Source organism: Streptomyces sp. enrichment culture, assembly GCF_964273145.1.
In the GTDB taxonomy this organism is placed as follows: Bacteria; Actinomycetota; Actinomycetes; order Streptomycetales; family Streptomycetaceae; genus Streptomyces.
Genome location: NZ_OZ186873.1, coordinates 6,128,191 through 6,153,610, shown reverse-complemented (window position 1 = coordinate 6,153,610; position 25,420 = coordinate 6,128,191). Strand labels below are relative to the sequence as shown.

21 protein-coding genes and 1 pseudogene are annotated in these 25,420 nt (G+C 74.6%); 7 read left to right on the top strand and 15 right to left on the bottom strand.

Annotation, left to right across the window (positions count from 1 at the left end):
- Positions 1–5: 5 nt before the first annotated feature.
- Together ACSU6Z_RS27270 and ACSU6Z_RS27265 are read right to left on the bottom strand one after the other, a co-directional pair.
- The gene (locus ACSU6Z_RS27270; RefSeq protein ID WP_437049590.1) at positions 6–242 is read right to left on the bottom strand and encodes a hypothetical protein; all 237 of its coding nucleotides are present in this window, start codon (positions 240–242) and stop codon (positions 6–8) included.
- Positions 243–524: 282 nt separating this feature from the next.
- A complete protein-coding gene (locus tag ACSU6Z_RS27265) occupies positions 525–1,334 on the bottom strand; it encodes an SDR family oxidoreductase (RefSeq protein WP_437049588.1) in 810 nt (269 codons plus the stop codon).
- A 174-nt stretch (positions 1,335–1,508) separates the two neighbouring features.
- Between ACSU6Z_RS27265 and ACSU6Z_RS27260 the strand changes: the two genes are divergently transcribed.
- The 3 genes and pseudogenes from ACSU6Z_RS27260 to ACSU6Z_RS27250 form a co-directional block, all read left to right on the top strand.
- Positions 1,509–2,165 carry an HAD family hydrolase gene (locus ACSU6Z_RS27260; RefSeq protein ID WP_437049587.1) on the top strand — a complete coding sequence of 219 codons (657 nt, stop codon included), beginning with the start codon at positions 1,509–1,511 and terminating at the stop codon, positions 2,163–2,165.
- Positions 2,166–2,514: 349 nt separating this feature from the next.
- Positions 2,515–3,717: an FUSC family protein gene (locus ACSU6Z_RS27255; protein ID WP_437050507.1), complete on the top strand. Its 1,203-nt coding sequence runs from the start codon at positions 2,515–2,517 to the stop codon at positions 3,715–3,717.
- Positions 3,718–4,057: 340 nt separating this feature from the next.
- Positions 4,058–4,540 (top strand): annotated as a pseudogene (locus ACSU6Z_RS27250) (NAD-dependent epimerase); the annotation flags it as partial.
- A gap of 39 nt (positions 4,541–4,579) precedes the next feature.
- Here the strand turns inward: ACSU6Z_RS27250 and ACSU6Z_RS27245 are convergent.
- Both ACSU6Z_RS27245 and ACSU6Z_RS27240 read right to left on the bottom strand, forming a co-directional pair.
- A complete protein-coding gene (locus tag ACSU6Z_RS27245) occupies positions 4,580–4,870 on the bottom strand; it encodes a hypothetical protein (protein WP_437049585.1) in 291 nt (96 codons plus the stop codon).
- Between the two features lie 172 nt (positions 4,871–5,042).
- Positions 5,043–8,243, bottom strand: coding sequence for a bifunctional cytochrome P450/NADPH--P450 reductase (locus tag ACSU6Z_RS27240; protein ID WP_437049583.1), 3,201 nt, complete (start codon positions 8,241–8,243; stop codon positions 5,043–5,045).
- A 156-nt stretch (positions 8,244–8,399) separates the two neighbouring features.
- On the opposite strand from ACSU6Z_RS27240, the gene ACSU6Z_RS27235 reads away from it, so the two are divergent.
- Both ACSU6Z_RS27235 and ACSU6Z_RS27230 read left to right on the top strand, forming a co-directional pair.
- Entirely contained in the window at positions 8,400–9,047 is a 648-nt protein-coding gene (locus ACSU6Z_RS27235) for a PAS domain-containing protein (protein ID WP_437050505.1), read from the top strand.
- A gap of 105 nt (positions 9,048–9,152) precedes the next feature.
- Positions 9,153–9,647: an FBP domain-containing protein gene (locus tag ACSU6Z_RS27230; protein ID WP_437049581.1), complete on the top strand. Its 495-nt coding sequence runs from the start codon at positions 9,153–9,155 to the stop codon at positions 9,645–9,647.
- A 15-nt stretch (positions 9,648–9,662) separates the two neighbouring features.
- On the opposite strand, the gene ACSU6Z_RS27225 is transcribed toward ACSU6Z_RS27230, so the two are convergent.
- Entirely contained in the window at positions 9,663–11,027 is a 1,365-nt protein-coding gene (locus ACSU6Z_RS27225) for an erythromycin esterase family protein (RefSeq protein ID WP_437049579.1), read from the bottom strand.
- A 217-nt stretch (positions 11,028–11,244) separates the two neighbouring features.
- Here ACSU6Z_RS27225 and ACSU6Z_RS27220 point away from each other — a divergent pair, with 217 nt between their 5' ends.
- Positions 11,245–12,516, top strand: coding sequence for an FUSC family protein (locus ACSU6Z_RS27220; protein ID WP_437049577.1), 1,272 nt, complete (start codon positions 11,245–11,247; stop codon positions 12,514–12,516).
- Between the two features lie 223 nt (positions 12,517–12,739).
- Here ACSU6Z_RS27220 and ACSU6Z_RS27215 read toward each other — a convergent pair whose 3' ends face one another.
- The 10 genes from ACSU6Z_RS27215 to ACSU6Z_RS27170 all read right to left on the bottom strand — a co-directional run bounded on the left by ACSU6Z_RS27215 (position 12,740) and on the right by ACSU6Z_RS27170 (position 23,787).
- Positions 12,740–13,465 carry a DUF2470 domain-containing protein gene (locus tag ACSU6Z_RS27215; RefSeq protein WP_437049576.1) on the bottom strand — a complete coding sequence of 242 codons (726 nt, stop codon included), beginning with the start codon at positions 13,463–13,465 and terminating at the stop codon, positions 12,740–12,742.
- Positions 13,466–13,750: 285 nt separating this feature from the next.
- Complete coding sequence (locus ACSU6Z_RS27210) at positions 13,751–14,593, bottom strand: pentapeptide repeat-containing protein (RefSeq protein WP_437049574.1); 843 nt, start codon at positions 14,591–14,593, stop codon at positions 13,751–13,753.
- A 61-nt stretch (positions 14,594–14,654) separates the two neighbouring features.
- Positions 14,655–15,956 carry an alpha/beta fold hydrolase gene (locus ACSU6Z_RS27205; RefSeq protein ID WP_437049572.1) on the bottom strand — a complete coding sequence of 434 codons (1,302 nt, stop codon included), beginning with the start codon at positions 15,954–15,956 and terminating at the stop codon, positions 14,655–14,657.
- Between the two features lie 106 nt (positions 15,957–16,062).
- Positions 16,063–17,088 (bottom strand): LacI family DNA-binding transcriptional regulator, encoded by a 1,026-nt coding sequence (locus ACSU6Z_RS27200; RefSeq protein ID WP_437049571.1) that lies wholly within the window; start codon positions 17,086–17,088, stop codon positions 16,063–16,065.
- A 78-nt stretch (positions 17,089–17,166) separates the two neighbouring features.
- The gene (locus ACSU6Z_RS27195; protein ID WP_437049569.1) at positions 17,167–18,582 is read right to left on the bottom strand and encodes a BNR repeat-containing protein; all 1,416 of its coding nucleotides are present in this window, start codon (positions 18,580–18,582) and stop codon (positions 17,167–17,169) included.
- Between the two features lie 14 nt (positions 18,583–18,596).
- On the bottom strand, positions 18,597–18,917 hold the full coding sequence (locus ACSU6Z_RS27190; RefSeq protein ID WP_437049567.1) for an L-rhamnose mutarotase: 321 nt from the start codon (positions 18,915–18,917) through the stop codon (positions 18,597–18,599).
- A gap of 16 nt (positions 18,918–18,933) precedes the next feature.
- On the bottom strand, positions 18,934–20,013 hold the full coding sequence (gene rhaS, locus ACSU6Z_RS27185; RefSeq protein WP_437049566.1) for a rhamnose ABC transporter substrate-binding protein: 1,080 nt from the start codon (positions 20,011–20,013) through the stop codon (positions 18,934–18,936).
- Positions 20,014–20,065: 52 nt separating this feature from the next.
- Entirely contained in the window at positions 20,066–21,109 is a 1,044-nt protein-coding gene (locus ACSU6Z_RS27180) for an ABC transporter permease (protein ID WP_437049565.1), read from the bottom strand.
- Entirely contained in the window at positions 21,102–22,142 is a 1,041-nt protein-coding gene (locus ACSU6Z_RS27175) for an ABC transporter permease (RefSeq protein WP_437049564.1), read from the bottom strand. Before ACSU6Z_RS27175 ends, ACSU6Z_RS27180 begins: the two co-directional genes overlap by 8 nt.
- A 130-nt stretch (positions 22,143–22,272) precedes the next feature.
- Complete coding sequence (locus tag ACSU6Z_RS27170; protein WP_437049562.1) at positions 22,273–23,787, bottom strand: sugar ABC transporter ATP-binding protein; 1,515 nt, start codon at positions 23,785–23,787, stop codon at positions 22,273–22,275.
- 372 nt (positions 23,788–24,159) lie between these two features.
- Here ACSU6Z_RS27170 and rhaI point away from each other — a divergent pair, with 372 nt between their 5' ends.
- Complete coding sequence (gene rhaI, locus ACSU6Z_RS27165; protein WP_437049560.1) at positions 24,160–25,320, top strand: L-rhamnose isomerase; 1,161 nt, start codon at positions 24,160–24,162, stop codon at positions 25,318–25,320.
- Positions 25,321–25,420: the final 100 nt, after the last annotated feature.

The following is a 25,420-nucleotide window of genomic DNA, read 5'->3' as shown; positions in this document are numbered from 1 at the left end:
CACTTCTAGTGCCGGGTCCAGGTGAACTTGTCGCCGCCCACCCAGCGGATCACCTCGGGATCGTCCAGGTCGTGGACCGTGATGCCGTACGAGGCGGCGGCCTCCAGGACGTCGATGACGGTCCTCGCCTCACCGACCACCTGACCGTCGATCTCGACGATCCGGAACGGCGGGCTGTCCGGCTGTACCCCGAGCACCACGATCCTCGGACGGGTGATGTACGGGCTCGCGATTTCGGTCATACAGAGAGCGTAGAACGCGATGCACCCGGATGGTCGATTCGCGCCATTGGCGCAGAAGGCCGGGTGCCGCCGTCTCGATCGTGCCCGGCGTGGCCGGGCGGCCGGACGCACTCTCGCCGCGTCCGCGGGGCACCTGCCCACCGAGCGCCGCCACCGGGCCGTACGCCCCGTTCCCCCGCGTGCGCCGGCCCCCGCCCGTGCGGGACGCGCCGGCGCCCCGGCGATGAAAGCCGCAGGCCGGGGCGGTCGCAGGAGCCGGTACGCGGTCGCACGGCGGTCCGCTCAGGGGCGCCGCCAGTCGTCGCCGGTCAGGTGGGATCCGGCCATCGGGCCCATCCGCAGCATGCCGCCGTCCACGCTCCAGGAGGCTCCGGTGACGTACGAGGCGTCGGGCCCGGCGAGGAAGGCGATCACCGCGGCGACCTCGCGGGCGTCGCCGGGCCGCCCGAGCGGCACGCCGGGCCGGCGCTCGGTGTGCGGGTCGGTGTCCTCCTGGCCGGTCATGGGGGTGGCGATCTCACCGGGGGCGACCGCGTTGACGGTGATGCCGTGCTCGGCGAGCTCGATCGCCATGACCTGCGTGAGCAGCCCGAGGCCCCCCTTGGCCGCGCAGTACGGGGCGGCGCCCACCCGCGGCTGGTGCTCGTGGACGGAGGTGACGTTGACGATCCGGCCGCCGCCACCCTGCCGGATCATGTGCCGCGCCGCCCGCTGCCCGCACAGGAAGGGCCCGGCCAGGTCGACGTCGAGGACGTGGCGCAGGTCGTCCAGGCTCAGGTCGAGGAAGGGCGTCGCCGTGCCCGTCCCGGCGTTGTTGACCAGGACGTCGATGCGGCCGAGCCGCTCGCACAGCTCGTCGACGGTGTCCGCGGCCTGCGGCAGCCGGGTCAGGTCCATCCGGGCGGTCTCGGCCCGCCGCCCCAGGGCGCGGACCTCCTCGGCGGTCCGTTCGGCGCCCTTCTCGTCGGTGTGCCAGGTGATGCCGACGTCCATCCCCGCCTCGGCCAGGCGGACGGCGGTGGCGCGGCCGATCCCGGAATCGGAACCGGTGACGACGGCCACCTTGGGGGCGGATGCGGTGGGGGTGGACACGTGTGCCCTCCTCGTCGGTGCGGAAAGCGTGACGGGGCATCGCAGTACCCGGGTGGGGCACCGGCAAACCGCGGCGCCCGCGTGCGGGTGCCGGCCGGAGTGACGGGCCGCCGAGGTGGTACCCGCCGCGGGAGCGACACGTGAGAACGCGAGAACCAGGAAAGGAACCGGTGCATGGAACGGGCAGCCGTGTTCGACGTCGACGGGACCCTCGTCGACACCAATCACCTGCATGTCGTGGCGTGGTGGGAGGCGTTCCGGCAGGCCGGTCACCGGGTGCCCATGCACGCCGTCCACCGGGCCGTGGGCCTGCCCTCCGCGGACCTCGTCGGCCACCTGCTCGGCGACGACCGCGACAAGGACCAGGACGCCGCACTGAGCGCCGCGCACAAGGCGCTGTACGGGCAGTACTTCGACCGGCTGCCCGCCCTGCCGGCCGCCGGGGACCTGCTGCGGCGCCTGGCCGGCGACGGCTGGAAGGTGGTGCTGGCCACCTCCGCGAGCGGCGCGGAGCTGGACGCGCTGCGCCGGGCCCTGGACGCCGACGACGCGATCACCGCGACCGCCAGCGCCGACGACGTCGACGCGGGCAAACCCGCGCCGGAACCGGTGGAGCACGCTCTGGAACTGGCCGGGGTCTCCGCCGAGCGGGCGGTCTTCGTCGGCGACACCGTCTGGGACATGCGCGCGGGCAGCCGGGCCGGGGTGCGCTGCGTGGGCGTCCTGTGCGGCGGCGTCCCCCGCGCCGACCTGGAGGAGGCGGGCGCGGACGCGGTCTACGCCGATCCCGCGCACCTGCTGGCCTCCCTCGCGGACAGCCCGCTGGCATGAAACACCCGGTCGCGCGGATACCCGGCAGCACATGACACGTCTGAGGGAAGCGGTGGGACGTACGGCCCGGGCCGTACGGCGGACGGCCCGAGGGGCCGGGACACGAAACGGCGCGGTACGGCGCCGGAGGAACGCCGGTGGGGCATCGGCCGGCGGTGGCCGGCCCGCGGACACCCGGCCACCGGGTCCCCGGCGGACCGCCGCCGGGCCCGTCGGCGCCCGGCCGGATGACGCCCCCGCCGCGGCGGACCAGGCGTCCACCGGCGCCCGCACCGCGGAGATCCGGGCGGAGGAGGACCGGTCCGCCGGCGAGGGCGCCCGGCGGGCGTGGCCGCGCGGTCTCCGGGAGGTGGTCCGGGGCGCCCGGCCGGCGAAGACGGTGCGGCGGGAGGCGACCGCCGTAGCCCGGGCCGCCCGGGCCGCCTGGAGCGGGCCGGGCCGGGAGCGCGACCTGGCCGTGCAGTCGTTGAAGGCGGCGGGGGCGGGGCTGCTCGCCTGGTGCGTCGCCCAGGTCTGGATGGGCGACCCGATGGCGCTGATGGCGCCGTGGGTGGCGGTGGTGCTGGTGCAGGCCACCGTGTACAGCTCGGTCCGGCAGGCGACGCAGCTGTTCACGGCGATGTGCCTGGGCACGCTGGTGGCGTCGGGGGCCCAGGCGGTCACCGACGACACCACGGTGGCGCTCGTGCTGTGCCTGCCCTTGCTGATGCTGCTCGCCAACTGGCAGCGCTTCGGCGGGCAGGGCGTCTACGCGGCCACGACGGCGGTGTTCACCCTGGCCTCCGGTGCCGTCTCCGCCGCCGCGGTCGGGCACCGGGTCGGGCAGGCGGCGCTCGGCGCGGTCATCGGCGTCGCCGTCAACGCGCTGGTGCTGCCGCCGATCCACCTGCGCGACGTACGGGAGAACCTCACGGCGCTCGCCCGGGAGGCGGGCGACGTCCTGCACTCCCTCGCCGCCGACCTGCGGGACTGCGCGTGGGACGCGCAGACCGCCGTCGGCTGGTCGAGCGCCGCCGCGCGGCTGCAGCACCGCCTCGACGCGCTGCACTCGGCGCGCGGCTGGAGCCAGGAGAGCCTGCGGCTGACGTACGGTCCGCTGCGCGCCCTGCACCGCGTTCCCGTGGCGGCGCCGCCCGAGCAGGAGGACCAGCGGTGGGACAGGGTGACCGGGCACGTGACGGCGCTGATCCGGACGCTGACGGTGGCGGCCGACGAGAACCGGACGCCGGCCCCGCCCGAGGGGCCGGTGCTGGAGCGCTACGCGCGGCTGCTGGAGCTGATCGGGGACGCCTGTCACGCGGAGGCCGGCCGGCTGCAGGGCGAGGAGCCGGACACCGCCGCCGAGATCCCGGCCGAGGCGGCGCTGGAGGAACTGCACCTGCGGCTGCAGGAGGGACTGCGGGAACACGCCGGGCAGGAGGCGGCGCGGGCCGCGGTCCTGGGCACGCTGCTGCTCCAGGCGGAGAACCTGTGGGCGGAGACCGTTCCGGACGGCCGGGACGGCCGGGAGGACCGGGAGGACGGGAAAAAACGGGGTCACCAAGGCGAGTGACGCAGATCACCGCAGAACGGGACGGAACGCGGAACACCCGCAGGGTCCTCCCCGTTGAACGGGGCGTGGGTACGGATGGGACAGTGTCCCCGGGCCTCACCCATCGCCCACAGGGAAGATCGTTCGGCTGAAGCCCTGTGGAGCCTTTCGCCGAGAGGCGACCGCCATCCGTACCCCGCCCCAGACCGCCCCGACCGCGATCCCCCCGTCCGGTCGGGGCTCTTCCTTTTCCGGCGGTCCCTCTCCCGCGGTCCGCCCGGCGCCGCCCGCCCCGCCGCCGCGCGTGGACCCGGGGCGAGGGTTACCCGGGCGGCCTTCGTCCCACCCGACGGCCGAGGGGAGCGAGCAGCGCCGGATCTTCGGCGGGTGTTTCCTGCCGGGGCCGGTGGCCCGCCCCGGACTGCTGCCCCTCCTGCCGGACGTGCCCGGGCTGCGGGCGCAGGTACTGCACACCGACGACGCGGCGAACGCCTGCCGGCTCGCCGTGCGCTCCGACGTCCGCGGCGCCTTCAACCTGGCGGCCGATCCCCCGGTCGACGCCGGCCTGCTGGGCGAGATGCTCGGGACCCGCCGGGTGCGGCTGCCCCGCTCCGCGGCGCGCTCTGCGATCGCCGCCGCGCGGGGGCTGCGGCTGCTGCCGGCCTCGCCGCGCCTGTTCGACGCGGTACTGCGACTGCCCCTGCTGGACTGCACGCGCGCGCGTGCCGATCTCGGCTGGCGGCCCGAGCGGACGGCCACCGAGGTGCTGCGGGAGTTCCTGCAGGGTCTGCGGGAGGGGGCGGGAGCGCGGACGGAGCCGTTGCGGGGGCGCAAGGTCGGCTGACCGCCGCCCCGCGCCCCCCACCCCGCGCGGGGCCCGCGGTCAGTCCGACGGCTCGTCGGGTACGGGGTGTTCGGAGGGGACGGCGCCCGAGCGGGGCGCTCCCCTGCGGCCCGTTCCCGCCTCGTCCGTGTCGGGTACGTCGGCGGATCCGGTGGCGTGGGCATCCCGGCCGTCCGCGCGGGCGTCGTCCCCGTCGGTGTCCTCCCGGGAGCCCGTGGCGTCCGGGGCGACCTCCCACGGGTCCTCACCGGCGTCGGCCTGCTGGTCCGGCATGTCCCGCGGCACGGGGGCACCGTTCCCGTCGGGTCCTCCGGGGCGATGGTCGGTCACAACACACTCCCTTGCTGTCGACTCCCGTCGTCCGAGCGCCCTCGGGTACCTCCGTTCCGGCCGGTGAAACGCCGGAGCGGCCGCGGTGACCCGTCCGGGTCGCGGGTGTCCGCGGCGGGCCGCCTGGTGCGGCTCCCTCCGGGAGGCGGGCACCGCCCGGCGGCCCGTCCCGTCATCCGGCGGCGTACACGTCCTCCACGTACCGCCCGGCCGCGATCAGCCCCTCCAGCCACTCCCCGGCCGCCGCCTCGCCGGCGTCGGGCGTGTGCTTGCGGTGGAGCGCGCGGAACGCCTCCCGCACGCCGGGTGCCATCCGCGCGCCGTCGCCGCAGACGAGGACACGGGCGCCCGCGGCCAGCAGGGCCCACACCTCCTCGGCCTCGGCGGCGATGCGGTGCTGCACGAAGGCGGCACCGCGTTCGGGGGCCGCGCTGAAGGCGGGCCGCAGCGAGACGGCTCCGGCGGCCTCGGCGGCACGGAGTTCGTCGGCGTGCAGGAAGTCGGCGTCGGGGGCGTCGCAGCCGAAGTAGAGGAGGGCGGGGGCGAGCGGGGCGCCCGCGGCGAGGGCCGCCACGCGGTCGGCGATCACCCCGCGGAAGGGGGCCAGACCGGTGCCCGCGGCGACCATGACGACCGGCGCGGAGCTGCCGGCGTCGATGCCGGCGCGGAAGGCCTCCCGGCACGGCTGGACGCGGGCGTAGACCGTGTCGCCGGGCCGGACGGCGGCCAGGTGACCGGATCCGGTGCCGCGGTAGACCCCCTTGCCGGAGCGGGCCGGGGCCTGGAGGACGGAGACCATCAGATCCGCGTGGCCGGGGCTGACGGCGGGTGAGGAGGAGATGGAGTAGTGACGGGGCCGCAAGGGGGTGAGGAGCTCCAGGAGCGCCGGCCAGTCCAGGGCGCCGCGCAGGGCGGGATGGTCCTCGAAGAGTTCCACCAGTGTGCGGGGGTCGTCGGTGAGGGCGGCGAGGGCCGCGCGTTCGGGCGGGCAGGGGTTGGCGGCGGCGAGCGCGGCGAGCCGGTCGGGGGTGGGGCGCTCCTGGAGTTCCACGTGATGGGTGAGCAGCTCACGCACCGTCAGGGGGCGGTCCACCGCGAAGCCGTCGCGGCGGGGCCGGGCGGGACGGATGTCCAGCACGGCACCGGGGTCGACGCCGAACGCCGCGGTGGCACGGTCGACGAGGGCCGGGTCGTTGGCGGGGAGCACGGTGAGGTGGTCGGCCGTGCGGTAGGTGACGCCCTCGGGCAGGGCCACACGGACGAACCGCTTGCGGCGGGGGTGGCCGGGGGCGGTCAGGTCACGGGCCTCGGTGACCGTCATCGGCACCAGGCCGTGCCGCTCGGCGAGGGCGTCCAGGGGGCCGCCGGTCAGGGTGCGGACCTCGTAGGCCCTGGCCGCCGCGGTGGCCGGGGCGGTCGCCTCCGGGTCGCCGTGGCGCTCCAGCAGGGCGGTGCGCAGCCGGGCGGTGAAGTCGCGGACGGTGCCGGTGAGATCGCCGGAGGCGTCGGCGGCGGTGCGCTCCAGCAGCCGGGTGGCGCCGAGGGCGGCGAGGCGGTCGTCGATGCGGGTGGGGACGTGCTGGTAGGTCGCGGCCCAGTTGCGGTCGCCGACGCCCAGCACCGCGTACGTCACGCCGGACAGGTCCGCGGCGCCCTCCTCCAGCCAGGCGGCGAAGGCGGTGGCGTCGTCGGTGGGGCGGCCGTTGTAGGAGGCGGCCGTGATGATCACGGGGCGGTCGGCGGGCAGGCCGCCCGCGTACGCGTCCAGCGGCGCGACCTCGGTCACGCAGCCGAGCGCGGCGGCCTCGTCGGCGAGCCGGGCGGCGAACTCGCGGCAGGTGCCGTAGTTGCTGCCGTGCAGGAACAGCGCGCCGGTGCCGGAGCGGACGCGGGCGGGCGGGGCGGCGTCCGCCGTGCCGGCCGCGGCCCGGGTGCGGGCGGGGCCGGTGGCCGCTCCGGGGAGCGGGGTGTGGACGCGGTCGGCGGGGGTGCGCGGGGTCAGGGTGAGGGTGAAGCCCTCGGGCTTGAGGGTGAGGGTCTCCTTCACGTTCAGCCGGTAGTCGGCGTGGTCGTGCAGCCGGTAGCGGTGCACCAGCATCGCCAGCAGCATGGTCGCCTCGTGGAGCGCGAACTGCCGTCCGATGCAGGCGCGTTCCCCCGTGCCGAACGGCTTGAAGGCGTGCACCGGACGCGCCGCCTCCGCCTCGGCGGTGAAGCGGGAGGGGTCGAACAGCTCGGGGTTGTCGCCCCAGACGGGCTGCCGGTGCAGCATCGGCGTGAGCACGGTGACGCCCTGCCCGGCGCGCAGCGGGATGCGCCCGCCGAGGAGGGTGTCCTGAAGGGCGTGGCGGCTGAACGCGGCGGCCGTCGGCCACAGGCGCAGCGCCTCGTTGAGGACCTGGCGGGTGTAGGTCAGCCGGCCGACCTCGTCGTACGTCGGCTCGGGGTCGGCCTGGTCGCCCCACACCTCGTCCACCTCGCGCTGGACGAGCTGGAGCACGGCCGGGTGCTTGACGAGGTGGTACAGCGCGAAGGACATCGCGCCGGACGTCGTCTCGTGGCCGGCGATGAGGAAGGTGATGACCTGGTTGCGGATGTTGGCGGCGTCCAGCGTGGTGCCGTCGGCGGGGTGCCCGGCGGTGAGCATCAGGCCGAGCAGGTCCTGTGCCGCGCTCTGGTCGGTGCCGGTGCGGGCGGCGATGACGTCGTCGACGACCTGGGCGAGGTAGGCGGCGTCGGCGCGGAAGGCCTCGTCGGCCGCGGTGTGGTCCTGTCCCGGGACGCGGGCCAGGCGGGTCATGCTCCATTCCAGGCAGCGGACCATCGAGGCGACGAAGGGGTGGGGTTCGTCGCGGGCGAAGGAGCCGAAGTCGTAGCCGAAGCCGGCCAGGCCGATGGTGTCCAGGGTCATCCGGGTCATGTCGTCGGGGACGTCCACCGGCCGCCCGGCGCGGGCGGCGCGGTCCCAGCTGTCGACGAGTCGGCGGGCCACGGCCAGCATCACGGGGTGGTAGGTGCGCATCGAGCCGAGCGCGAAGGCGGGCATGAGGATGTCGTGCGCCTTGGCCCAGTTCGGCTCGTCGTTGTACGCGGTGAACAGGCCGTCGGCGGCGAACTCCCGGACGTTCTCCAGCGCGGGCCCGACGTGCTTGGCGAACCGCTCGTCGTCGGCGAGCTCGGTGACGAGGCCGAGGTCGGCGACGAAGAGCGTGTCCCGCCCGTGCAGCCGCCGCACCAGTACCGGGCCGTGCTCCCGCATCAGGCCCATGGCCTGCTGGATCGGGGTGCGGCCGGGGCCGGTGGCGGAGATGTCGACGACGGGGACGTCGGGGCCGGCGCCTGCGGGACGGGGGTGCGGCGCGGTGGGGGGCATGCGCGTCAACTGCCTTTCGCGGTACGGACGTACTGCGTTCCAGCCTGGTCGACGGGACCCCGCGGGCCGTCCCGCGGCACTGCATGATTGTGTAGTGCCCGTGGGCGTGTCGCCCTTGCCCGCGACAGTGCCCCGTGGCAGGAGGTGAGGGTGGACATGGACGCGCGGGGCGCGGTGGTGTGGCGCAACCGTGCCCTGATGCTGTTCGACCGGATCACGGTGCCGGTGGCGGTGTGCGACGTGTACGGCGCGGTGCTGCTGGCCAACCCCGCGATGGCGGCGGAGTGCGGGACGACGCCGGGGCGGCTGCGCGGCCGGAACGTGCTGGAGCTGTTCAGCCCGCGGGAGGCCGGCCAGGTGGAGCGGATCGCGCAGGCGCTGCGGCTGCGGCACCGTTCGCGCTACCAGGTGTCCGTGCGCTGGCCGTCCCCCGGTGGCGGGGAGCGGTACGGCGAGCTGACGGCGGACCCGGTCAGCGACACCGCGGACGACACGCCCGCGCTGCTGGTGATGCTGCGGGTGCTCGGCGAACGGCCCCCGCAGGCCGAGCCGCCGGTACGGGTCTCGCCGACGGAGGCCAGGATCCTCGCCCTGCTCGCCCGGGGCGCCACCACCGCCCGCGCCGCCCGCGAGACGGGCCTGACGCCGGACGGGGTCACGTACCACCTGCGCCGCCTGTCCGCCCGCTGGAACGCGGCCAACCGCACCGAACTGGTCGCCCGCGCCTACGCGTTCGGCGTGCTCGCCCCCGGGGTCTGGCCGCCGCGGCCCGGGGGCGGGCCGTCAGGCGCCGGTGAGCCGTGAGGTGCCGGTGGAAAATCGTTGGCCCCGGCTCCGCGCGGGTGGTTACCGTGAGCGAACCTAGGGATCCTAGGTTTCAGTCCGCTCCCGACCCCCAGGAGGCATCCCGTGAGGCCGCTCACCGAGCAGGACATCCGCAGCTCCTTCGTCAACTGCTCCAAGGGCGAGGCCAGGCGTCTGGCCGTACCCCGCGATCTCGCCGAGCGCCCCTGGGAGGATCTCGACTTCCTCGGCTGGCGGGACCCCGGGGCACCCGACCGCACCCACCTGGTCACCGAACGCGAGGGCCGGCTCGTCGGCGTGGCGATGCGTTTCCAGCCCGCCCGGCGCGGTTTCCTCCAACGCAGCCTGTGCTCGCTGTGCCTGACCTCGCATCCGCGCGGCGGCGTGTCGCTGATGACCGCGCGCAAGGCCGGCGCGGCGGGCCGCGAGGGCAACTCGGTCGGCCTGTACATGTGCACCGACCTCGCCTGCTCCCTCTACGTGCGCGGCAAGAAGGTGCCCGAGACCGGCGCGCGCTTCGAGGAGAGCCTCACCCTGGAGGAGCAGATCGCCCGGACGACGGGCAATCTGCACGCGTTCCTCGACAAGCTGGCCGCCTGACCCGGGGGGCGGGCGCTACCGGTCGCGCAGCCGGGCCGCCTCCACCCGGTGGAGGTGGATCAGCACGTCGTGGCTGCGGGCGAGCGCGACGTCGTACGGGCCGTCCGGGTAGTCCGTGCCGATGCTCCGCGTCGGGCGGGCCCGCCGCAGCCACGGTCCGGCCGGCGCGCCGACGGTCCGCAGGTCGACGGCGTAGTCGCGGTGGCGCACCCGGTCCAGGGTGTGCTCGTTGCCGCCCGGGTCCGCCGGCCCCAGCGTCCAGCGCCGGACGGCACCGTCCGGCCCGGTGGCGTGGAACGAACCGCGGCCGAAGGTGAGGCCCACGCTGACGTACCCGTCGCCGAGCGCGTCCCGCAGGAAGGCTCCCTGCACCTTCGGGTAGTGCTCCGGGTCCGCCGGCTCGTAGGCGACGTGCGCGTCGTGGGCGGAGAGCAGCACCTTCGTGCCGGTCTCCCGCTGCCACCGGAGGACGTTGTCGGCCATCGCCTCGTCCCGGTAGCGCATCGCCGCCGCGACCTGGGCGGGATCCTCCAGGTCGAAGGCGTACTGCCGGGCGGTCCGGTCGATCGCGGTGGCGTGGCGCACCGCCCGTTCGTGCGCCTCCCGGTCGCGGCCCGGTCCCTGCCGCTCCAGCAGCCGCAGGGCCTCGCCGGTGCGGGCGGCCATCTCCTCGCGGTCGGCGAGGGGCTTGCCCAGGTACTCCTCGATGTACGTCCCCGCCGGCACGGTGGGCCGCAGTCCGGCGTACAGCCGGGCGAGGCGGGCGCTCACCCCGGGGTGGGCCGCCGCCACGTCGTCCCTGACCGCGTCGTACAGTTCGGGGCCGGTCCAGGCGATGTCGTCGCCCAGGAACCGCACGGGGTCGTCGGGGTGGCGCACGTTGTACGCCCGCATCCACTCGATCAGCCGCAGGTACTCGGTGGTGTTCCACCACCGGTAGTCGCGCTGGAACTCCTCGCTCATGATGCGCCGGGGGTCGCCCTCGCCGCGCACCACGTAGGCGTCCAGCCGCAGGCCGGTGCTCCAGGGCGCCTCCAGGGCGAAGGTGCGAAAGCCGCGCTCCTCGACGAGGTGGCGGAGGACCCGGTCCTTCAGCGCGAAGAAGTCGTGCGAGCCGTGCGTGGCCTCCCCCAGGCCCACCACGCGGGCGTTCCCGATCATCCGGTCCAGGGGGCGCAGGTCGCGGGTGCCGCCGCCGGGTTCGACGGTGCGCAGTGGGTGGGCGGCCCGGTCCAGCGCCGCGACGACCGCCGGGTCCGGGTCGGCCCGCGCGGCGGCCGGGGCGGGCGCGGCCGCCGGGAGTGGGGAGGCCGGGGCCGCGGCAAGCGTGGTGAGCGCGGTGAGAAGAGTCAGGAGGATTCCGGTCCGCTGCCGTCTCATGATCCCAGGCTGCCGCGTCGCCGGAACCGGCCGCCATACGGCGGGCCCCCCACCCCGGGGTACGGGGAACCGGGGGTCTGTCCTGGGGTTTTCCCGAGGGCCGGGGCACCACACGTCCGGCCCTCCGCGGCGCGTGGGGACGATTCGATCCGCTGTGGCCGGTTACCGTCCTGGCCGGATATGTTCGATGCGCCTGGGGAAGGGGAACAGCCCGAGGATGCGTGATCTACGTGAGAGGGCCGAAGCAGCCGCGCGGGCGGTGCGGAAGGCGTGTCGGGACCCCCTGGTCGTACAGGCGCTGCGCTCGGCCGCCGCGGCGTCGATCGCCTATGTCATCGCGGTCCGGCTGTCCCCCGACAAGTCGGCGGCGCCGCTCACCGCGCCCCTCACCGCGCTGCTGGTCGTCCAGGTCACCTTGTACGCGACGCTCAAGATGAGCGTCCGCCGCGTCAACTCCGTGGTGGCCGGTGTCCTGGTCGCGATCGCCTTCAGCGTGGTGGTGGGGCTGAGCTGGTGGAGCCTGGCCCTGGTGATCGTGGCGGCGCTGGGCGTCGGGCACCTGGTGCGGGCGCACGAGTTCGTCGCCGAGGTGGCGATCAGCGCGATGCTGGTGCTCGGGGTGACCTCGCACGGGGCGCTGGCCTGGGCCCGGGTGGTGGAGACGCTGATCGGGGCGGTCGTCGGCCTGGCCTTCAACCTGCTCTTCGCGCCTCCGGTGTGGGTGGAGCAGGCCGGCGAGTCGATCGAGGGGCTGGCCAGGCGGATGCGGCAGCTCATGCTGCGCCTGGGCGAGGAGGCCGCCGGCCACACGCTGTACAGCCGCGCGGCGGAGCGGCTCCACGAGGCCCGCCGGCTCGACCACGCCATCGTCGAGGTGGACGAGGCGCTGCGGCAGGCGGAGGACAGCCTGCGGCTCAACCCGCGTGTCCGCGAGGGGCTGCTGCACCGGGTGGTGCTGCGTACGGGGCTGGACACGCTGGAGATCTGCACGGTGGTCCTGCGGGTGCTCGCGCGCACCTTCACCGACCTGGCGAAGGAACGCGAGCCGCAGGCCCTGTTCCCGCCGGAGGTCGGCGCCACCGTCGAGCGGTTGCTGTCCGAGATCGCCGACGCCGTGGTGAGTTTCGCGGTACTGGTCACCACCAGCATCAGCGAGAACGCGGAGTCCGCGGAGGAACGTCTCTCCGCCGAGCTGCGGCAGGCCGCGATCACTCGTGACAAACTCGCCGGCCTGCTGCTGGACGAGGTGCGGCGCGACACCCGGCACTGGCAGCTGCACGGTGCGGTGCTCGCCGAGGTCAACCGGATCCTCGACGAGATGGACACCGAGCACCGGTCGCGCCGCCTGCTGGAGGAGCTGGACCGTCACACGCGGGAGCAGCACGCGCGCCGCTCCCGGCTGACCGGTCTGCGGGACCGGTTGCGCCGCGTACCGCGTCCGCGGCGTCCGCGGCGCGGCGGGGAGGCCGTCGCCCGCCGTTCCCCCTGACGGGCATCCCCCTGCGGGGGCATCGCCCCCCGGGTCGCGCTCGGCCGCTTCCGGTCCCCGCCCGCCGCGGTCTCCCGCGCCGCGGTGGGCCGCGGGCCGGCCGGGGTGCCCAGCCGCACCGGTCCCGGACGCCCTCGATCCGCGTCGGCCCAGCGGCCCCCGGGAGCGGACCGCCGATCCCGTGCCCGTACCGGAGGCGGGGCGGCGCCCCGCCCGTCGCCGCCTACCCCTCGCCGTCCGTGCGCTGCCGCCGCAGCGCACGCGGGCAGGAGGCCGCGGCCGCCCGGGTGAGCAGTGCGTGCATCCGTTCGGTGAGCTGGGCGACGGTGTCGGCGGGCGCGTGGAACGGCAGGCGTACGTCACCGTGGGCGCGGGCGCGCTCGATGCGCAGCGTCAGGCCGTGCCGGTCGACGGCGAGGGGACGTACGCGGACCGCGCCGTACAGGCTGCCGGGGTCGACGAGCCGGGTGAGCCGCTCGACCGCGTCGCCGTGGCAGTCGGCGAGGTGGGTCAGCAGCCGGGCCTCGGCCGCGGCCAGCGGATCGGGCGCGGCGGAGGCGAGCTCCTGCGGGCCGACGACCACGGCACCGGACGGCTGCCGCAGCACCCCGCGCGTCGGGTGGAAGGCGAGCCGGCCGTCGGCGAGGGCCAGACGGCCGGCGAGCCAGAGCCGGGCGCGGACGCGGTCGCGGACCGGGACGGGCGCGACGTCGGCGAACTCCAGCACGGCGGAGGGCTCGCCGCGGGGCGCGCACAGGGCCGCCCCGAGCAGGGCGCTGTCCTCGGGCACCTCCAGGAACAGCCGGCCGTCGTCGGTCACGGTGTGCGCGCCGACGAGTTCCTCGCGCCCGCCCTGCGCGGTCACCGCGCAGGACCACGCGGCGGCGAGCACCGAGCGGGCCCGCTCCGCCGCGGCAGGCGCGGCCGTGCAGGTGTGGCCGTCACCCATCCCATCCTCCTTAGGTAAGCCTTGCCTAACCTACCGGAGATCGGGGCGCGCGCCAACCACGTCACGTGCCAGGTCCCCACGGGACCTTTCGGTACGCGATGGTTCCGGGCAGGGCGCGCACGCGGATCGCGTACCTGTTCCGGGGCCGGTTCCGGGCCGGCCGGCCACTCCGGGCACACCACGGTGGGGAACGCCGGCCGGCCGCGCACCGCCGGCCGTACGCCGGACCGCTCGGGGAGGACCGGGCCGGACCCGGGAGTGGAACCGGCCACCCGGGAGGGCGGTTCAGCGCCCCGCCGCCCAGTGCGCCGGGCGGATGACCGACTTCGGCAGGCGGGTGCCGGCGCTGCCCCGGGCCGCGTGCAGCTGAGGCTGGGTCAGGAAGAACGCGCCCGTCAGGTCCGCGTCCGTCAGGTCCGCGTCGCGCAGGTCCGCACCGATCAGGTCCGCACCCCGCAGGTCCGCGCCGGTCAGGTCGGCGGCGATGAGGTAGGCCCCGCGCAGGTTCGCGCCGCGCAGGTCGGCGCCCTTGAGGCGGGCGCCCATCAGGTCGGCGCCGCGGCGGTTCTTCCTCCGGCCGCGCACCCCGGCGCGGACCAGTTCGCTGGTGCGCAGCAGGAGGGCGTTCACCTCCTGCCGGTGCGCGGCCACGTCCAGCGCGGCCAGCTCCTCGGGCGTGCCGCCGGCGAGCCGCTCGGTCCGCTGCCGCAGGCGGCGCAGATCGGCGTGGAGGGGGCGGGCGGCGGGCAGGGTGAGCGCCTCGGCGAGGTACCACAGCAGTTCGTGCAGCCCGCGCACGACGGGGAAGACGTCGAACATGCGGCGGGCGTGCCCGGGCGGGCCGGAGCGCCAGTCCCGCCCGCCGAAGGTGACCTGCGAGACCCGCTGCCCGGCGCCGAAGCAGTCGTAGACCGTGCAGCCGGGGTAGCCCCGCTGCCGCAGCCGCGCGTGGATGCCGCAGCGGTGGTCGTCCCGGAGGTTGGGACACGGCGTGCCGGCCTCCTTGTCCCGCGCGAAGTCCGCGGAGGCGGTGAAGGGGAGGGCGACGCAGCACAGTCCGAAGCACCGCTCGCAGTCGCCGCGCAGGGCCGCCCGGTCCCCCGTGTGATCTCGCATGCCGTTCAGCATAGGGAACGGCGCGGGCCGCCGGCGTCGCGCCCGGGGACCGGGACTCGTCGTCGCCCCGGGTTCACACCTCGTCGCGGGCGAGCGCGAGCAGCCGGTCCAGGACGCGGGGCCCGTCGGTCCGGACGCCGTCGTGCTCGTACTCGTCGGTGACCCAGGTGCGCAGGCCGCGGATGGCGCGTGCCGTCCGCAGGGAGTGGGCGGTGTCGACGAACAGGTCGTCGTGGTAGACGGCCGCGGCGGCCGGCACCTCGTTGACGGCGAGGCGGGCGGGGTCGTACAGGGGCCGCCAGCCGGTGCGGGCGGCGAGCAGCTCGGCGGTCTCGCGCAGCGGGCGCAGCGCCGGGTCGCAGTCGAACATCCACCGCTGGACCGCCTCGCCGGTGAACAGGAGCGGTTCCCCGGACGCCAGGGCGCGCGCGGCGTCGAACTGCGGGAACTCGGCCCGGACCCGCTCGGCCGCCCAGTCGGTGGGCCGCTCGCCCTGGCCGTAGATCGCCTCGTGGACCAGCGCGTACAGCGGGTGGCCCGCGTACGACAGCAGGCCCTGCACCTGCTCCTGGAACGCGTCGGACAGCTGCGCGCCGTACGGGGTCCGGACGAAGGCGTCCTCCAGGAGGTAGTGCAGGCGGTGGCTGCCCTCGCCGCCGCCGAGCAGGATGCCGAGGGACTGGAAGGCCTCGGCGGTGAGGCGGTAGCCGCCGGGCAGGGTCACGTCGTGGGTGAGCAGGTGGTCGGCGATGCGGCGGGCGCGTTCGACGTCCTGCGGGTAGCGGGCGTAGTGGGCGGCCGTCTTGCGTTCCATGCGCGGGTAGGCGGCCCGGTAGACGTCGTCGGCGTGGGCGTCGAGCGCGGGCAGGCCGCCGGTGATCAGGGCGGTGTCCAGGCCCTCGGGGGCCAGGGACAGGTAGGTGACGGCGCAGAAGCCGCCGAAGCTCTGGCCGTGGACGGTCCAGGGGGCGCCGCCGGTGACCTCGGGCCGGATCGCCTCGCAGTCGCGGACGATGGAGTCGGCGCGGAAGTGCGTGAGGTACTCGGCCTGCGTGGCGGGACCGCCGCGCAGCGGGAGCGTCTGCCGGTTGGCGGGTGTGGAGGCACCGGTGCCGCGCTGGTCCAGGAGCAGGACCCGGTACTCCCGCAGGGCGCGGTCCAGCCAGCTCTGCCGGCCGATGAACCGGGCCGCCCCGAAACCGGGACCGCCCGTGAGGTGGACCAGCCACGGCAGGTCCTGGTGCGCCTTGTCGCTCGCGACGACCTCACGCGCGTACAGCTCGATCGTCTCCCCCGCGGGGTCGTCGTGGTCGAGGGGCACGGTGAAGCGGCGGTCGGTGAGGACGACGCCGGGCTGGCGGTAGCTGACGCGCAACGGGGGCTCCCGGTGACGGACGGATCATGTGGCCGTGCCCCAGTCCAGCACACGGCCGCCGGGCCGGCGGATCCGGGACCCGCCGGGATCCGCCGGGCGCGGGCGGTCAGCGGGTGGACATGCTGGAGCGCCGTACCACCAGTTCCGGCTGGAGGACGACCCGGCGGTGTTCGTGCGGTCGTGCCGCGTCCTCGCCCTCGGTCTCCTCCAGCAGCAGTCCGGCGGCGAGGGCGCCCATGGCGACGGCGGGCTGCCGTACGGAGGTCAGCGGGACGGCCGCGGCGGCGGCGAACTCGATGTCGTCGTAACCGACGATCGCGAGGTCGTCGGGTACGTCGACCCCGGCCGCGTACATGGCCTGCAAAACGCCGAGGGCGAGCAGGTCGTTGGCGCAGAAGACGGCGGTCGGGCGGTCGGCGAGGCCCAGCAGGCGGGCGCCGGCGTCGCGCCCGGCGGCCACGTCGAGCCGTTCGGTGGGCAGTTCGCGCAGCGCCTCGGGGCCGAGGCCGGCCTCGGCGAGGGCGCTCAGGGCGCCGGTGCGGCGGTCGCGCACCTGGTTGAGGCCGGGGGGTCCGCTGACGTAGGCGAGGGACCGGTGCCCGGCGTCCACCAGGTGGCGCACCGCGAGGGCGCCGCCCGCCACGTCGTCGACGGAGACCGAGCACCCGGTGGTTCCCTCGGCGACCCGGTCGACCAGCACGAAGGGGATGCCGTGGCGCCGGAAGCCCTCGATGGTGCGGCCGGTGGCGTCGGCCGGGGTGAGCAGCACGCCCCGCACCCGCTGCTCGGCGAAGAGCGACAGGTACTCGGCCTCCTCGCTCGGGCTCTGGGCGCTGTTGCAGACCATCACGCCGAGTCCGGCCTCGCGCGCGGCCCGCTCGGCGCCGCGCGCCACGTCGACGAAGAACGGGTTGCCCATGTCGAGGACGAGCAGCCCCATGATCCGGCTGCGGCCCGCGCGCAGCTGGCGCGCGGACTCGCTGCGGACGTAGCCGAGCCGGTCGATCGCGGACAGCACGCGCGCGCGGGTCCCGGTGGCGACCGTCTCCGGCCGGTTGATGACGTTCGAGACCGTGCCGACGGAGACTCCGGCGGCACGGGCGACGTCCTTGATACCCACCGACTGGGCCATCGGGCGGGGACCTCCAGGGGGACGAGGGGCGGCGGGAAGGCCTTCACACTACCGCCACGCCGCCCGGCCGCACCGTGCTCAGGCGGGCAGGCGGAAGTCGACGACGCGCAGCGCCGACGGAGTCGTACCGCTGGACTTCTCCTGGTACATCACGGACAGCACACCGTCCTGCGCCACCCGCGTCTCGTCGATCACCACCTCGCCGAAGGCGTTCAGCCCCGCCCCGTCGTACAGCAGCTTCCAGTCCGTGTGCCCAAAGGCCGCGGAGGCGGCGGCGATCCTGCCGTACGGGAGGACGGCGTACGCGTTGTCGTACCTGTCCAGGACCAGCTTGGTGCGCTGGCTGGAGCCGAGCGGCACCGGTATCTCGGTCTTCCGCCACGCGCCGGAGGCGGTGCGGCGGACGTGGAAGGCGCGGCCGTTCGCGATGCGGTCGGCGACGTAGTCCGTGGTGCACCGGCCGAAGCGGCCGGGGACGTAGGAGATGATCGCGTGCGGCCGGCCCGCGGAATCGGTGGACTGGCTCTCCTGGTTCATCAGGGAGTGGTCGGGGCCCAACGGGTCCACGACCAGACCGGCGTCGCTCACGCGGACCCGGTCGGGGCCTCCGGTGACGCCGACGACCGCGCCCGCGTCGTTGCGCCAGGTGCGGCCGCGGTCGTCGGACCGGACGTAGCCGGTGTCGTGGTTGGTGATGCCGCCGCTCGCGCACATCACCGCGCCGTTCTGCTCCCGCCAGGTGAAGAAGGCGTGCAGCCGGCCGCCGCGGTCGTAGTCGATGCCGTGCAGGTACATGTTGCGGGCGGTGGACGAGCCGTGCTCGCTGGTGTACGTGCCGGTGGAGTCGGTCCACTCCCCCAGCGCCGTCCACTTCTCGCCGTCGTACTCGGCCAGGGCGTTGCGCCCGTCGCCGGAGACACCGGCGCGGTAGCTGAGCTGGAGCCTGCCCTCGGGGGTGGCGATGAACTGCGGGTAGGTGAACCGGGAGGTGAGGGCGAGCCCGTCGAGCGTGGACCGGGGCGGCCCGAAGCGGCTCGCGGTCCAGCTGTGCCCGGACGGGTCGTCCACGAGGCCGGCGACGGACTTGACGTAGGTGAAGCCGTCGCTGTGCGAGTCCATGTTGAGGTGCAGGCGGCCGTCGAGCTTGGAGACGCCCATGGAGATGACGTTGTGGGAGTCGTCGTACCGCAGGGTGTGGCCCACCTTCACGGTCTGCCACGCGCCGGTGCCGAGGGCGCGGCGGCCGACGACGGCGTTGCGGTCGGCGGTGTACCAGACGGCGTACTGGTGGCCCTTGTAGGTCAGCAGGCCGTTCTTCTGGAAGGAGTTGTTGTTGACCAGGCCGTCGTAGGACACGAAGTAGATCGCCCGGTCGTCGAGGGTGGTGGTGCCCGCGCGGGTGACCGAGGGGCCGGGGGCGGCGGCCCGCGCGACGCCGGGGGCGGCGGCCGCGGCGACCGTCAGGGCGGTGGTGAGCACGGTGCGTCTTCTCATCTGCACGCTCCGGGTCAGGCGAGGTGGAAGACCTCGGTGAGGGGCTTCATGGCTTCGTCGGGCCGGGCGCCGTCGAGGGCCTCGAAGAACGGGGCCATCTCGGCCTGCCAGCGGGCGTTGACCTCGGTCGCCTCCATGCCGGCCTTGGCGGCCTCGAAGTCCTCCGTCTCCAGGTAGCCGACGAGCAGGCCGTCGTCGCGCAGGAAGAGGGAGTAGTTGTGCCAGCCGGTGGCCGTGAGCGCCTCGCACATCTCCGGCCACACCGCGGCGTGGCGTTCGCGGTACTCGGCGATCTTGTCCTGGCGGACCTTGAGCAGGAAACAGACGCGCTGCATGACGTACCGCCCGTGGTCAGAAGTGGAAACGGTCGATGTTGCCGGCGTCGAACACGGCCGGCTCGCCCAGGTCGATCACGCCGTCCCGGCCGATCGTGTACTCGCCCAGGGCACCGGCGCGGAAGGTCTCGCCCTCCTTGCCGGTGATCTGCCCGGAGGCGAGCGCGACGGCGGTGCGCGCGGCCAGTTCGCCGAGCTTGGCGGGGTCCCACAGCCCGAACGCCTCGACGGTGCCGTCCTTGACGTACCTGCGCAGGTCGTCGGGGGTGCCGAGGCCGGTCAGCTTCACCTTGCCCTTGTGGCGGGAGCCGGACAGGTACTGGGCGGCGGCCTTGATGCCGACGGTGGTCGGGGAGATGATCCCCTTCAGGTCCGGGTGCTCCTGGAGGAGGCCCTGGGTCTGCTGGAAGGACTGCTGGGCGTCGTCGTTGCCGTAGGCGACCTCGACGAGCCTCATGTCCTTGTACGCGGGTTTCCTCAGCTCGTCCTTCATGTGCCCGATCCAGGTGTTCTGGTTCGTGGCGGTCTGTGCGGCGGACAGGATCGCGATCTCGCCCTTGTGGCCGATCTGTTCGGCGAGCAGCTGCACCTGGGTGCGGCCCAGGTCCTCGGCGGACGCCTGCGAGATGAAGGCGTTGCGGCACTCGGGCCTGGTGTCGGAGTCGTACGTGACGACCTCGATGCCGTTCCTCATCGCCTGCTTGAGCGCGGTGCACAGGGCGCCGGGGTCCTGCGCGGAGACGGCCATGGCGTCGACCTGCTGCTGGGTGAGGGTGTTGACGTAGGAGACCTGGCCGGAGGTGTCGGTGGCGCTGGAGGGGCCGGCCTCCTTGTAGCGGGAGCCGAGTTCCCTCAGGGCCTTCTCGCCGCCCTTGCCGGCGACGGTGAAGTAGGGGTTGTTGACCTGCTTGGGCAGGAAGGCGACGGTCAGGCCCTTCCTCAGTTCCGCGTCCGGGTCGGCCTTGCCCCCGGTGGCGGCGGAGCGGTCCTCGTTCCTCACGTCCTCCTTGGTGGTGCCGTCGCAGGCGGTGGCGGCCAGGGCGAGGCAGGCGGCGGCGAGGGCCGCGCAGGTGCGGCGGGCGGGCGGTGTGCGCATGGCGGATCGTCCTCACGGGGGTGGCCGGGGGCGGGCGGGGTGGCGGGAGGGGTCACGGCGAGGGTGTGGGCGCCGGAGGCGGCGGGGCGGGCGCCGGTGCCGGGCCGGCGCGGCGCCCGGCCCTCGCGGCGGAGATCTGCCGTGCGGTCCGGGGACCGAGCACGGAGACGACGAGCAGGACGCCGGTGACGACGGTCTGCGACTGCGCGGAGACGTCGAGCAGGCTCATCACGTTCTGCAGCGTGCCGAGCAGGAACACGCCGGCGATCGCGCCGCCGAGGGTGCCCTTGCCGCCGTCGAAGTCGATGCCGCCGAGCAGGACGGCGGCCACGACGGACAGCTCCAGGCCGGTGGCGTTGTCGTAGCGGGCGCTGGCGTAGTGCAGGGCCCAGAAGACACCGGTGAGGGAGGCCGTCAGGCCGGTCGCCGTGAACAGGATCAGCTTCTGCCGCCGGACGCGGATCCCGGCGAACCGGGCGGCCTCCTCGCCGGCGCCGATCGCGAACAGCGACCGCCCGAACGGCGTGGCGTGCAGCGTGACCGCGGCGAGGGCGAGCAGCGCGAGGAAGGGCGGGAGGGTGTAGGGGACGAAGGTGTCGCCGATGCGTCCGGCCGCGAAGTCCAGGTACTGCGCGGGGAAGTCGGTCACCGCGTCGGAGCCGAGCACGATCTGCGCGATGCCCCGGTAGGCGGCGAGGGTGCCGATGGTGACGGCGAGGGAGGGCAGCCCGAGGCGGGTCACCAGCAGGCCGTTGACCAGCCCGCAGACCGCGCCGAGCAGCAGGCAGAGCGGGATGATCGCCTCGATGGCCAGGCCCTGGTTCCACAGGGCGCCCATCACGGCGCCGGACAGCCCGGCCGTGGAGGCCACCGAGAGGTCGATCTCGCCGGTGACGACGAGCAGGGTCATCGGCAGGGCGATCAGCGCGATCGGCAGGGTGTTGCCGATCAGGAACGACAGGTTGAGGGCGTTGCCGAAGCCGTCGACGAAGCCGAAGGACAGCAGCAGGACGATGATCAGGACGGTTCCGACGGCCCCGTCCCACCGCACGGCGGCGGACCGGCGGGCGGTGCGGGCCGGGGAGGTGTCAGCCATGGCGGGCGTTCCTCTTCTTCAGTGCGGCCGCCACGCGCAGCGCGAGGACCCGGTCGGCCGTGATGGCGAGCAGGAGCAGGACGCCGTTGACGGCGAGCACCCAGACGGAGCTGACGCCGAGGGCGGGCAGCGCGCTGTTGACGGAGGTCAGCAGCAGCGCTCCCAGCGCGGCGCCGTAGACGCTGCCGGAACCGCCGGTGAAGACCACGCCGCCGACCACGACCGCGCTGACGACGGTGAGTTCGTAGCCGGTGCCGGTGCCGGAGTCGACGTTGCCGAAGCGGGCCAGGTACAGGGCGCCCGCGAGCCCGGCCAGCGCGCCGCAGACGGTGTACGCGGTGAGGATCCGCTTGCGCACCGGGATGCCGGCGAGGCGGGCGGCCTCCGGGTTGGAGCCGAGCGCGTACAGCTCGCGTCCGCTGCCGAAGTGCTTGAGGAAGTACGCGGTCGCCGCCAGTACGGCGAGGGCGATCAGCGCCGGGTACGGCACCGCCGAGATGCCGCCGGAGCCGAAGTCGGTGAACCCGCCGGGCAGGTCGGCCGCCGTGATCTGGCGTGAGCCGACCCAGAGGGAGTCGATGCCGCGGATGATGTACAGGGTGCCGAGGGTGACCACGAGCGCGGGCACCTGGCCGAGGCTGACGAGCAGTCCGTTGAGGAGGCCGAAACCGACGCCCAGCAGGGCCGCGAGGGCGACGGCCACGAAGGGACTGCCGCCGCCCTGGAGGTACGTGCCGGCGGCGAAGGCGCTGATGCCGAGGGTGGAGCCGACCGACAGGTCGACGTTGCGGGTGATGACCACCAGGGACTGGCCGGTGGCGACCAGGACCAGGATCGTCGCGTTCAGCAGCAGGTCCTTGACGCCCTGCTCGGACAGGAACGCGCTGTTGCCGGCCTGGGTGACGGCGATCATCACCAGGAACACCGCCAGGATGGCCAGTTCGCGCATCTTGAGGACGCGGTCGGCCAGCCGTGCGGCACGGGCCCGGGGCACGTCGGTGGCGGGGGTGGGGTCGGTGGTGGTCGCCGTCATGCTGCCCTCCGGTGGTTCGCTTCGGCGCCCGTGCGGTGCGGCGGCGCGGCCGTCGGCGGCCGCCCGGCGTCCCGCCCGCCGGCCGCCGTCCGGGCGTGCCGTGCGCGGGCCGCCTCGGTCCGTGCCTCGCTCACGCGGCCCTCCCGGTGGCCGCGGCCATCACGGCCTCCTCGGTGGCGTCGGCGCGGGCGATCTCGGCGGTCAGGCGGCCCTCGTGCATGACGAGGACGCGGTCGGCCATGCCGAGGATCTCGGGCAGGTCGGAGGAGATCATCAGGACGGCGACGCCGTCGGCGGCCAGCGCGCCGAGCAGCCGGTGCACCTCGGCCTTGGTGCCGACGTCGATGCCGCGGGTGGGCTCGTCGACGATGAGCACCTTGGGATCGGTCGCGAGCCACTTGGCGAGGACGACCTTCTGCTGGTTGCCGCCGGACAGGGTGGAGACGGCGTCGGCGATGCGGGCGTACTTGACCTGGAGCCTGACCGCCCAGTCGAGGGAGCGGCCGCGTTCGGCGCGGCGGTCCATCAGCCCCGCCCTGACGGTGGTGCGGAGTCCGGTCAGGCCGATGTTGCGCTCGATGGACATGTTCATCACCAGGCCCTGGGCGCGGCGGTCCTCGGGGACGAGGGCGAGCCCGGCGGCCATGGCGGCGGAGGGGGAACCGTTGACGAGGGGCCTGCCGTCGACCTCGACCTCTCCGGCGTCCCACCGGTCGATGCCGAAGACCGCCCGGGCGACCTCGGTGCGGCCGGCGCCGACGAGGCCGGCCAGGCCGACGATCTCGCCGCGCCGCACCTCGAAGGAGACGTCGGTGAAGACGCCCTCCCGGGTCAGCCGGCGCACGCCGAGGGCGACCTCGCCGGGCCGGGTCTCCTGCTTGGGGTACAGCTCGTCCAGGTCGCGGCCGACCATGCGGCGCACGAGGTCGTCCTCGGTCATGCCCGCCAGCGGCTCGCCGGCGATCCAGGCGCCGTCGCGCAGGGTCGTGACGCGTTCGCAGATCTGGAAGATCTCCTCCAGGCGGTGGGAGACGAACAGCACGGCGGCGCCCTGGTCGCGCAGGGCGCGGACGACGCCGAAGAGACGGGCGACCTCGCTGCCGGTGAGGGCGGCGGTCGGCTCGTCCATGATCAGGACGCGGGCGTCGAAGGAGAGCGCCTTGGCGATCTCGACGATCTGCTGGTCGGCGATGGACAGGCCGCGCGCGGGCTGCTCGGGGTCGAGGCCGACGCCGAGGCGCCGCATCAGGTCCGCCGTGGCCGCGCGGGTGGCCTTGTGGTCGATGCGGCCGAGGGAACGCCGGGGCCCGCGGCCCATGAAGATGTTCTCGGCGATCGACAGGTCGGGGAAGAGGGTCGGTTCCTGGTGGATGACGGCGATGCCGGCGTCACGGGCGTCGCCGGGGCCGTGGAAGACGACGGGGCGCCCGTCGAGCAGCACCTGGCCGGCGTCCGGCCGGTGCACCCCGGCGAGCGTCTTGATGAGGGTCGACTTGCCGGCGCCGTTCTCCCCGGCGAGGGCGTGCACCTCCCCCGGGAACAGCTCCAGACGGACGTCGCGCAGGGCGCGGACCGCGCCGAAGGACTTGGAGACGTCCCTCAGTGCCAGGACCGGGGCCGGAGCCGTGCCGGACGGGTGGGTCATGAGGGCTCCTCGGCGACGTCGGCGGGACAGCCCTCACGACGTCGTGAAAGCGGGACGGCCTCACGACGCCGTGAAAGGTTTCAAACGGGCTGGCCGGGACGTTAGGCAAGGCCGACACACCACGTCAATGGGTCCGACTCGAAAAACTTTCGACGGCCGGGCCGATTGATCGCGTTGCGGCGAGCGTGCGACGCCTTTGGGGTTGACACCCTTCCGGGCTGCTCATAGCTTCACCTTCTGAATCGTTTCACTCGCGGTTGCACTCGCGCCGGTCCCCCACGTCGGCCCCCCGCTTGTTCCCCGCGTTGCCCTCCCGCTTGTTCCCGTCGTCGTGCCCCCGGTCACGGCGACCCGATGCCACAGGAGCACCCAGTGACCGAGCTCGCCGCGGTGAAGGCCGCGCTGAAGACCCAGGCCGTCGAGACACCGTCGTGGGCGTACGGGAACTCGGGCACCCGTTTCAAGGTGTTCGCGCAGGCGGGCGTGCCGCGCACCCCGTTCGAGAAGCTGGACGACGCCGCCAAGGTGCACGAGTTCACCGGCGTCGCCCCGACCGTGGCCCTGCACATCCCCTGGGACCGGGTCGACGACTACGCCGCCCTGGCGAAATACGCCGAGGAGCGCGGGGTGAGGGTGGGGGCGATCAACTCCAACACCTTCCAGGACGACGCCTACAAGCTGGGCAGCGTCTGCCACCCGGACGCGGCGGTGCGCCGCAAGGCGGTGGACCACCTGCTGGAGTGCGTCGACATCATGGACGCGACCGGGTCGCGGGACCTGAAGCTGTGGTTCGCCGACGGCACCAACTACCCCGGGCAGGACGACGTCCGCGCGCGGCAGGACCGGCTGGCCGAGGCGCTGTCGGAGGTGTACGGGCGGCTCGGCGACGGGCAGCGGATGCTGCTGGAGTACAAGCTGTTCGAGCCGGCCTTCTACACGACCGACGTGCCGGACTGGGGCACGGCCTACGCCCACTGCCTCGCGCTCGGCCCCAAGGCGCAGGTCGTCGTCGACACCGGGCACCACGCGCCCGGCACGAACATCGAGTTCATCGTGGCGGCCCTGCTGCGGGCGGGCAGGCTCGGCGGGTTCGACTTCAACTCGCGGTTCTACGCGGACGACGACCTGATGGTCGGGGCCGCCGACCCCTTCCAGCTCTTCCGGATCATGTACGAGGTGGTGCGCGGGGGCGGGTTCACGCCCGAGGTCGCGTTCATGCTCGACCAGTGCCACAACATCGAGGCCAAGATCCCGGCGATCATCCGCTCGGTGATGAACGTGCAGGAGGCCACGGCGAAGGCGCTGCTGGTGGACCGGGAGGCGCTGGGCGCGGCGCAGGCCTCGGGGGACGTGCTGGAGGCCAACGCGGTGCTGATGGACGCGTACAACACGGACGTGCGTCCGCTGCTGCGGGAGGTGCGGGAGGAGATGGGGCTGGATCCCGAGCCGCTCGAGGCGTACAAGGCGTCCGGGTGGGCGCAGAGGATCGTCGCCGAGCGGGTCGGCGGGGAGCAGGCGGGGTGGGGGGCGTGAACGTCCGCCGGGTCCCGTGACGCGCGGACCGCGGGCCGGGTGTGGCCGGCCGCGCGGTTCCCCCCGCCCCTGAAGAGCGCTCCTCCCCACCCCTCGTTCG

Bases quoted from the DNA above. Each gene is read 5' to 3' on its own strand.
- ACSU6Z_RS27270 (WP_437049590.1), bottom strand. From the start codon at position 242: ATGACCGAAATCGCGAGCCCGTACATCACCCGTCCGAGGATCGTGGTG.
- ACSU6Z_RS27260 (WP_437049587.1), top strand. From the start codon at position 1,509: ATGGAACGGGCAGCCGTGTTCGACGTCGACGGGACCCTCGTCGACACC.
- ACSU6Z_RS27240 (WP_437049583.1), bottom strand. From the start codon at position 8,243: ATGCCCCCCACCGCGCCGCACCCCCGTCCCGCAGGCGCCGGCCCCGAC.
- ACSU6Z_RS27235 (WP_437050505.1), top strand. From the start codon at position 8,400: ATGGACGCGCGGGGCGCGGTGGTGTGGCGCAACCGTGCCCTGATGCTG.
- ACSU6Z_RS27225 (WP_437049579.1), bottom strand. From the start codon at position 11,027: ATGAGACGGCAGCGGACCGGAATCCTCCTGACTCTTCTCACCGCGCTC.
- ACSU6Z_RS27220 (WP_437049577.1), top strand. From the start codon at position 11,245: ATGCGTGATCTACGTGAGAGGGCCGAAGCAGCCGCGCGGGCGGTGCGG.
- ACSU6Z_RS27215 (WP_437049576.1), bottom strand. From the start codon at position 13,465: ATGGGTGACGGCCACACCTGCACGGCCGCGCCTGCCGCGGCGGAGCGG.
- ACSU6Z_RS27210 (WP_437049574.1), bottom strand. From the start codon at position 14,593: ATGCTGAACGGCATGCGAGATCACACGGGGGACCGGGCGGCCCTGCGC.
- ACSU6Z_RS27200 (WP_437049571.1), bottom strand. From the start codon at position 17,088: ATGGCCCAGTCGGTGGGTATCAAGGACGTCGCCCGTGCCGCCGGAGTC.
- ACSU6Z_RS27195 (WP_437049569.1), bottom strand. From the start codon at position 18,582: ATGAGAAGACGCACCGTGCTCACCACCGCCCTGACGGTCGCCGCGGCC.
- ACSU6Z_RS27190 (WP_437049567.1), bottom strand. From the start codon at position 18,917: ATGCAGCGCGTCTGTTTCCTGCTCAAGGTCCGCCAGGACAAGATCGCC.
- rhaS (WP_437049566.1), bottom strand. From the start codon at position 20,013: ATGCGCACACCGCCCGCCCGCCGCACCTGCGCGGCCCTCGCCGCCGCC.
- ACSU6Z_RS27180 (WP_437049565.1), bottom strand. From the start codon at position 21,109: ATGGCTGACACCTCCCCGGCCCGCACCGCCCGCCGGTCCGCCGCCGTG.
- ACSU6Z_RS27175 (WP_437049564.1), bottom strand. From the start codon at position 22,142: ATGACGGCGACCACCACCGACCCCACCCCCGCCACCGACGTGCCCCGG.
- ACSU6Z_RS27170 (WP_437049562.1), bottom strand. From the start codon at position 23,787: ATGACCCACCCGTCCGGCACGGCTCCGGCCCCGGTCCTGGCACTGAGG.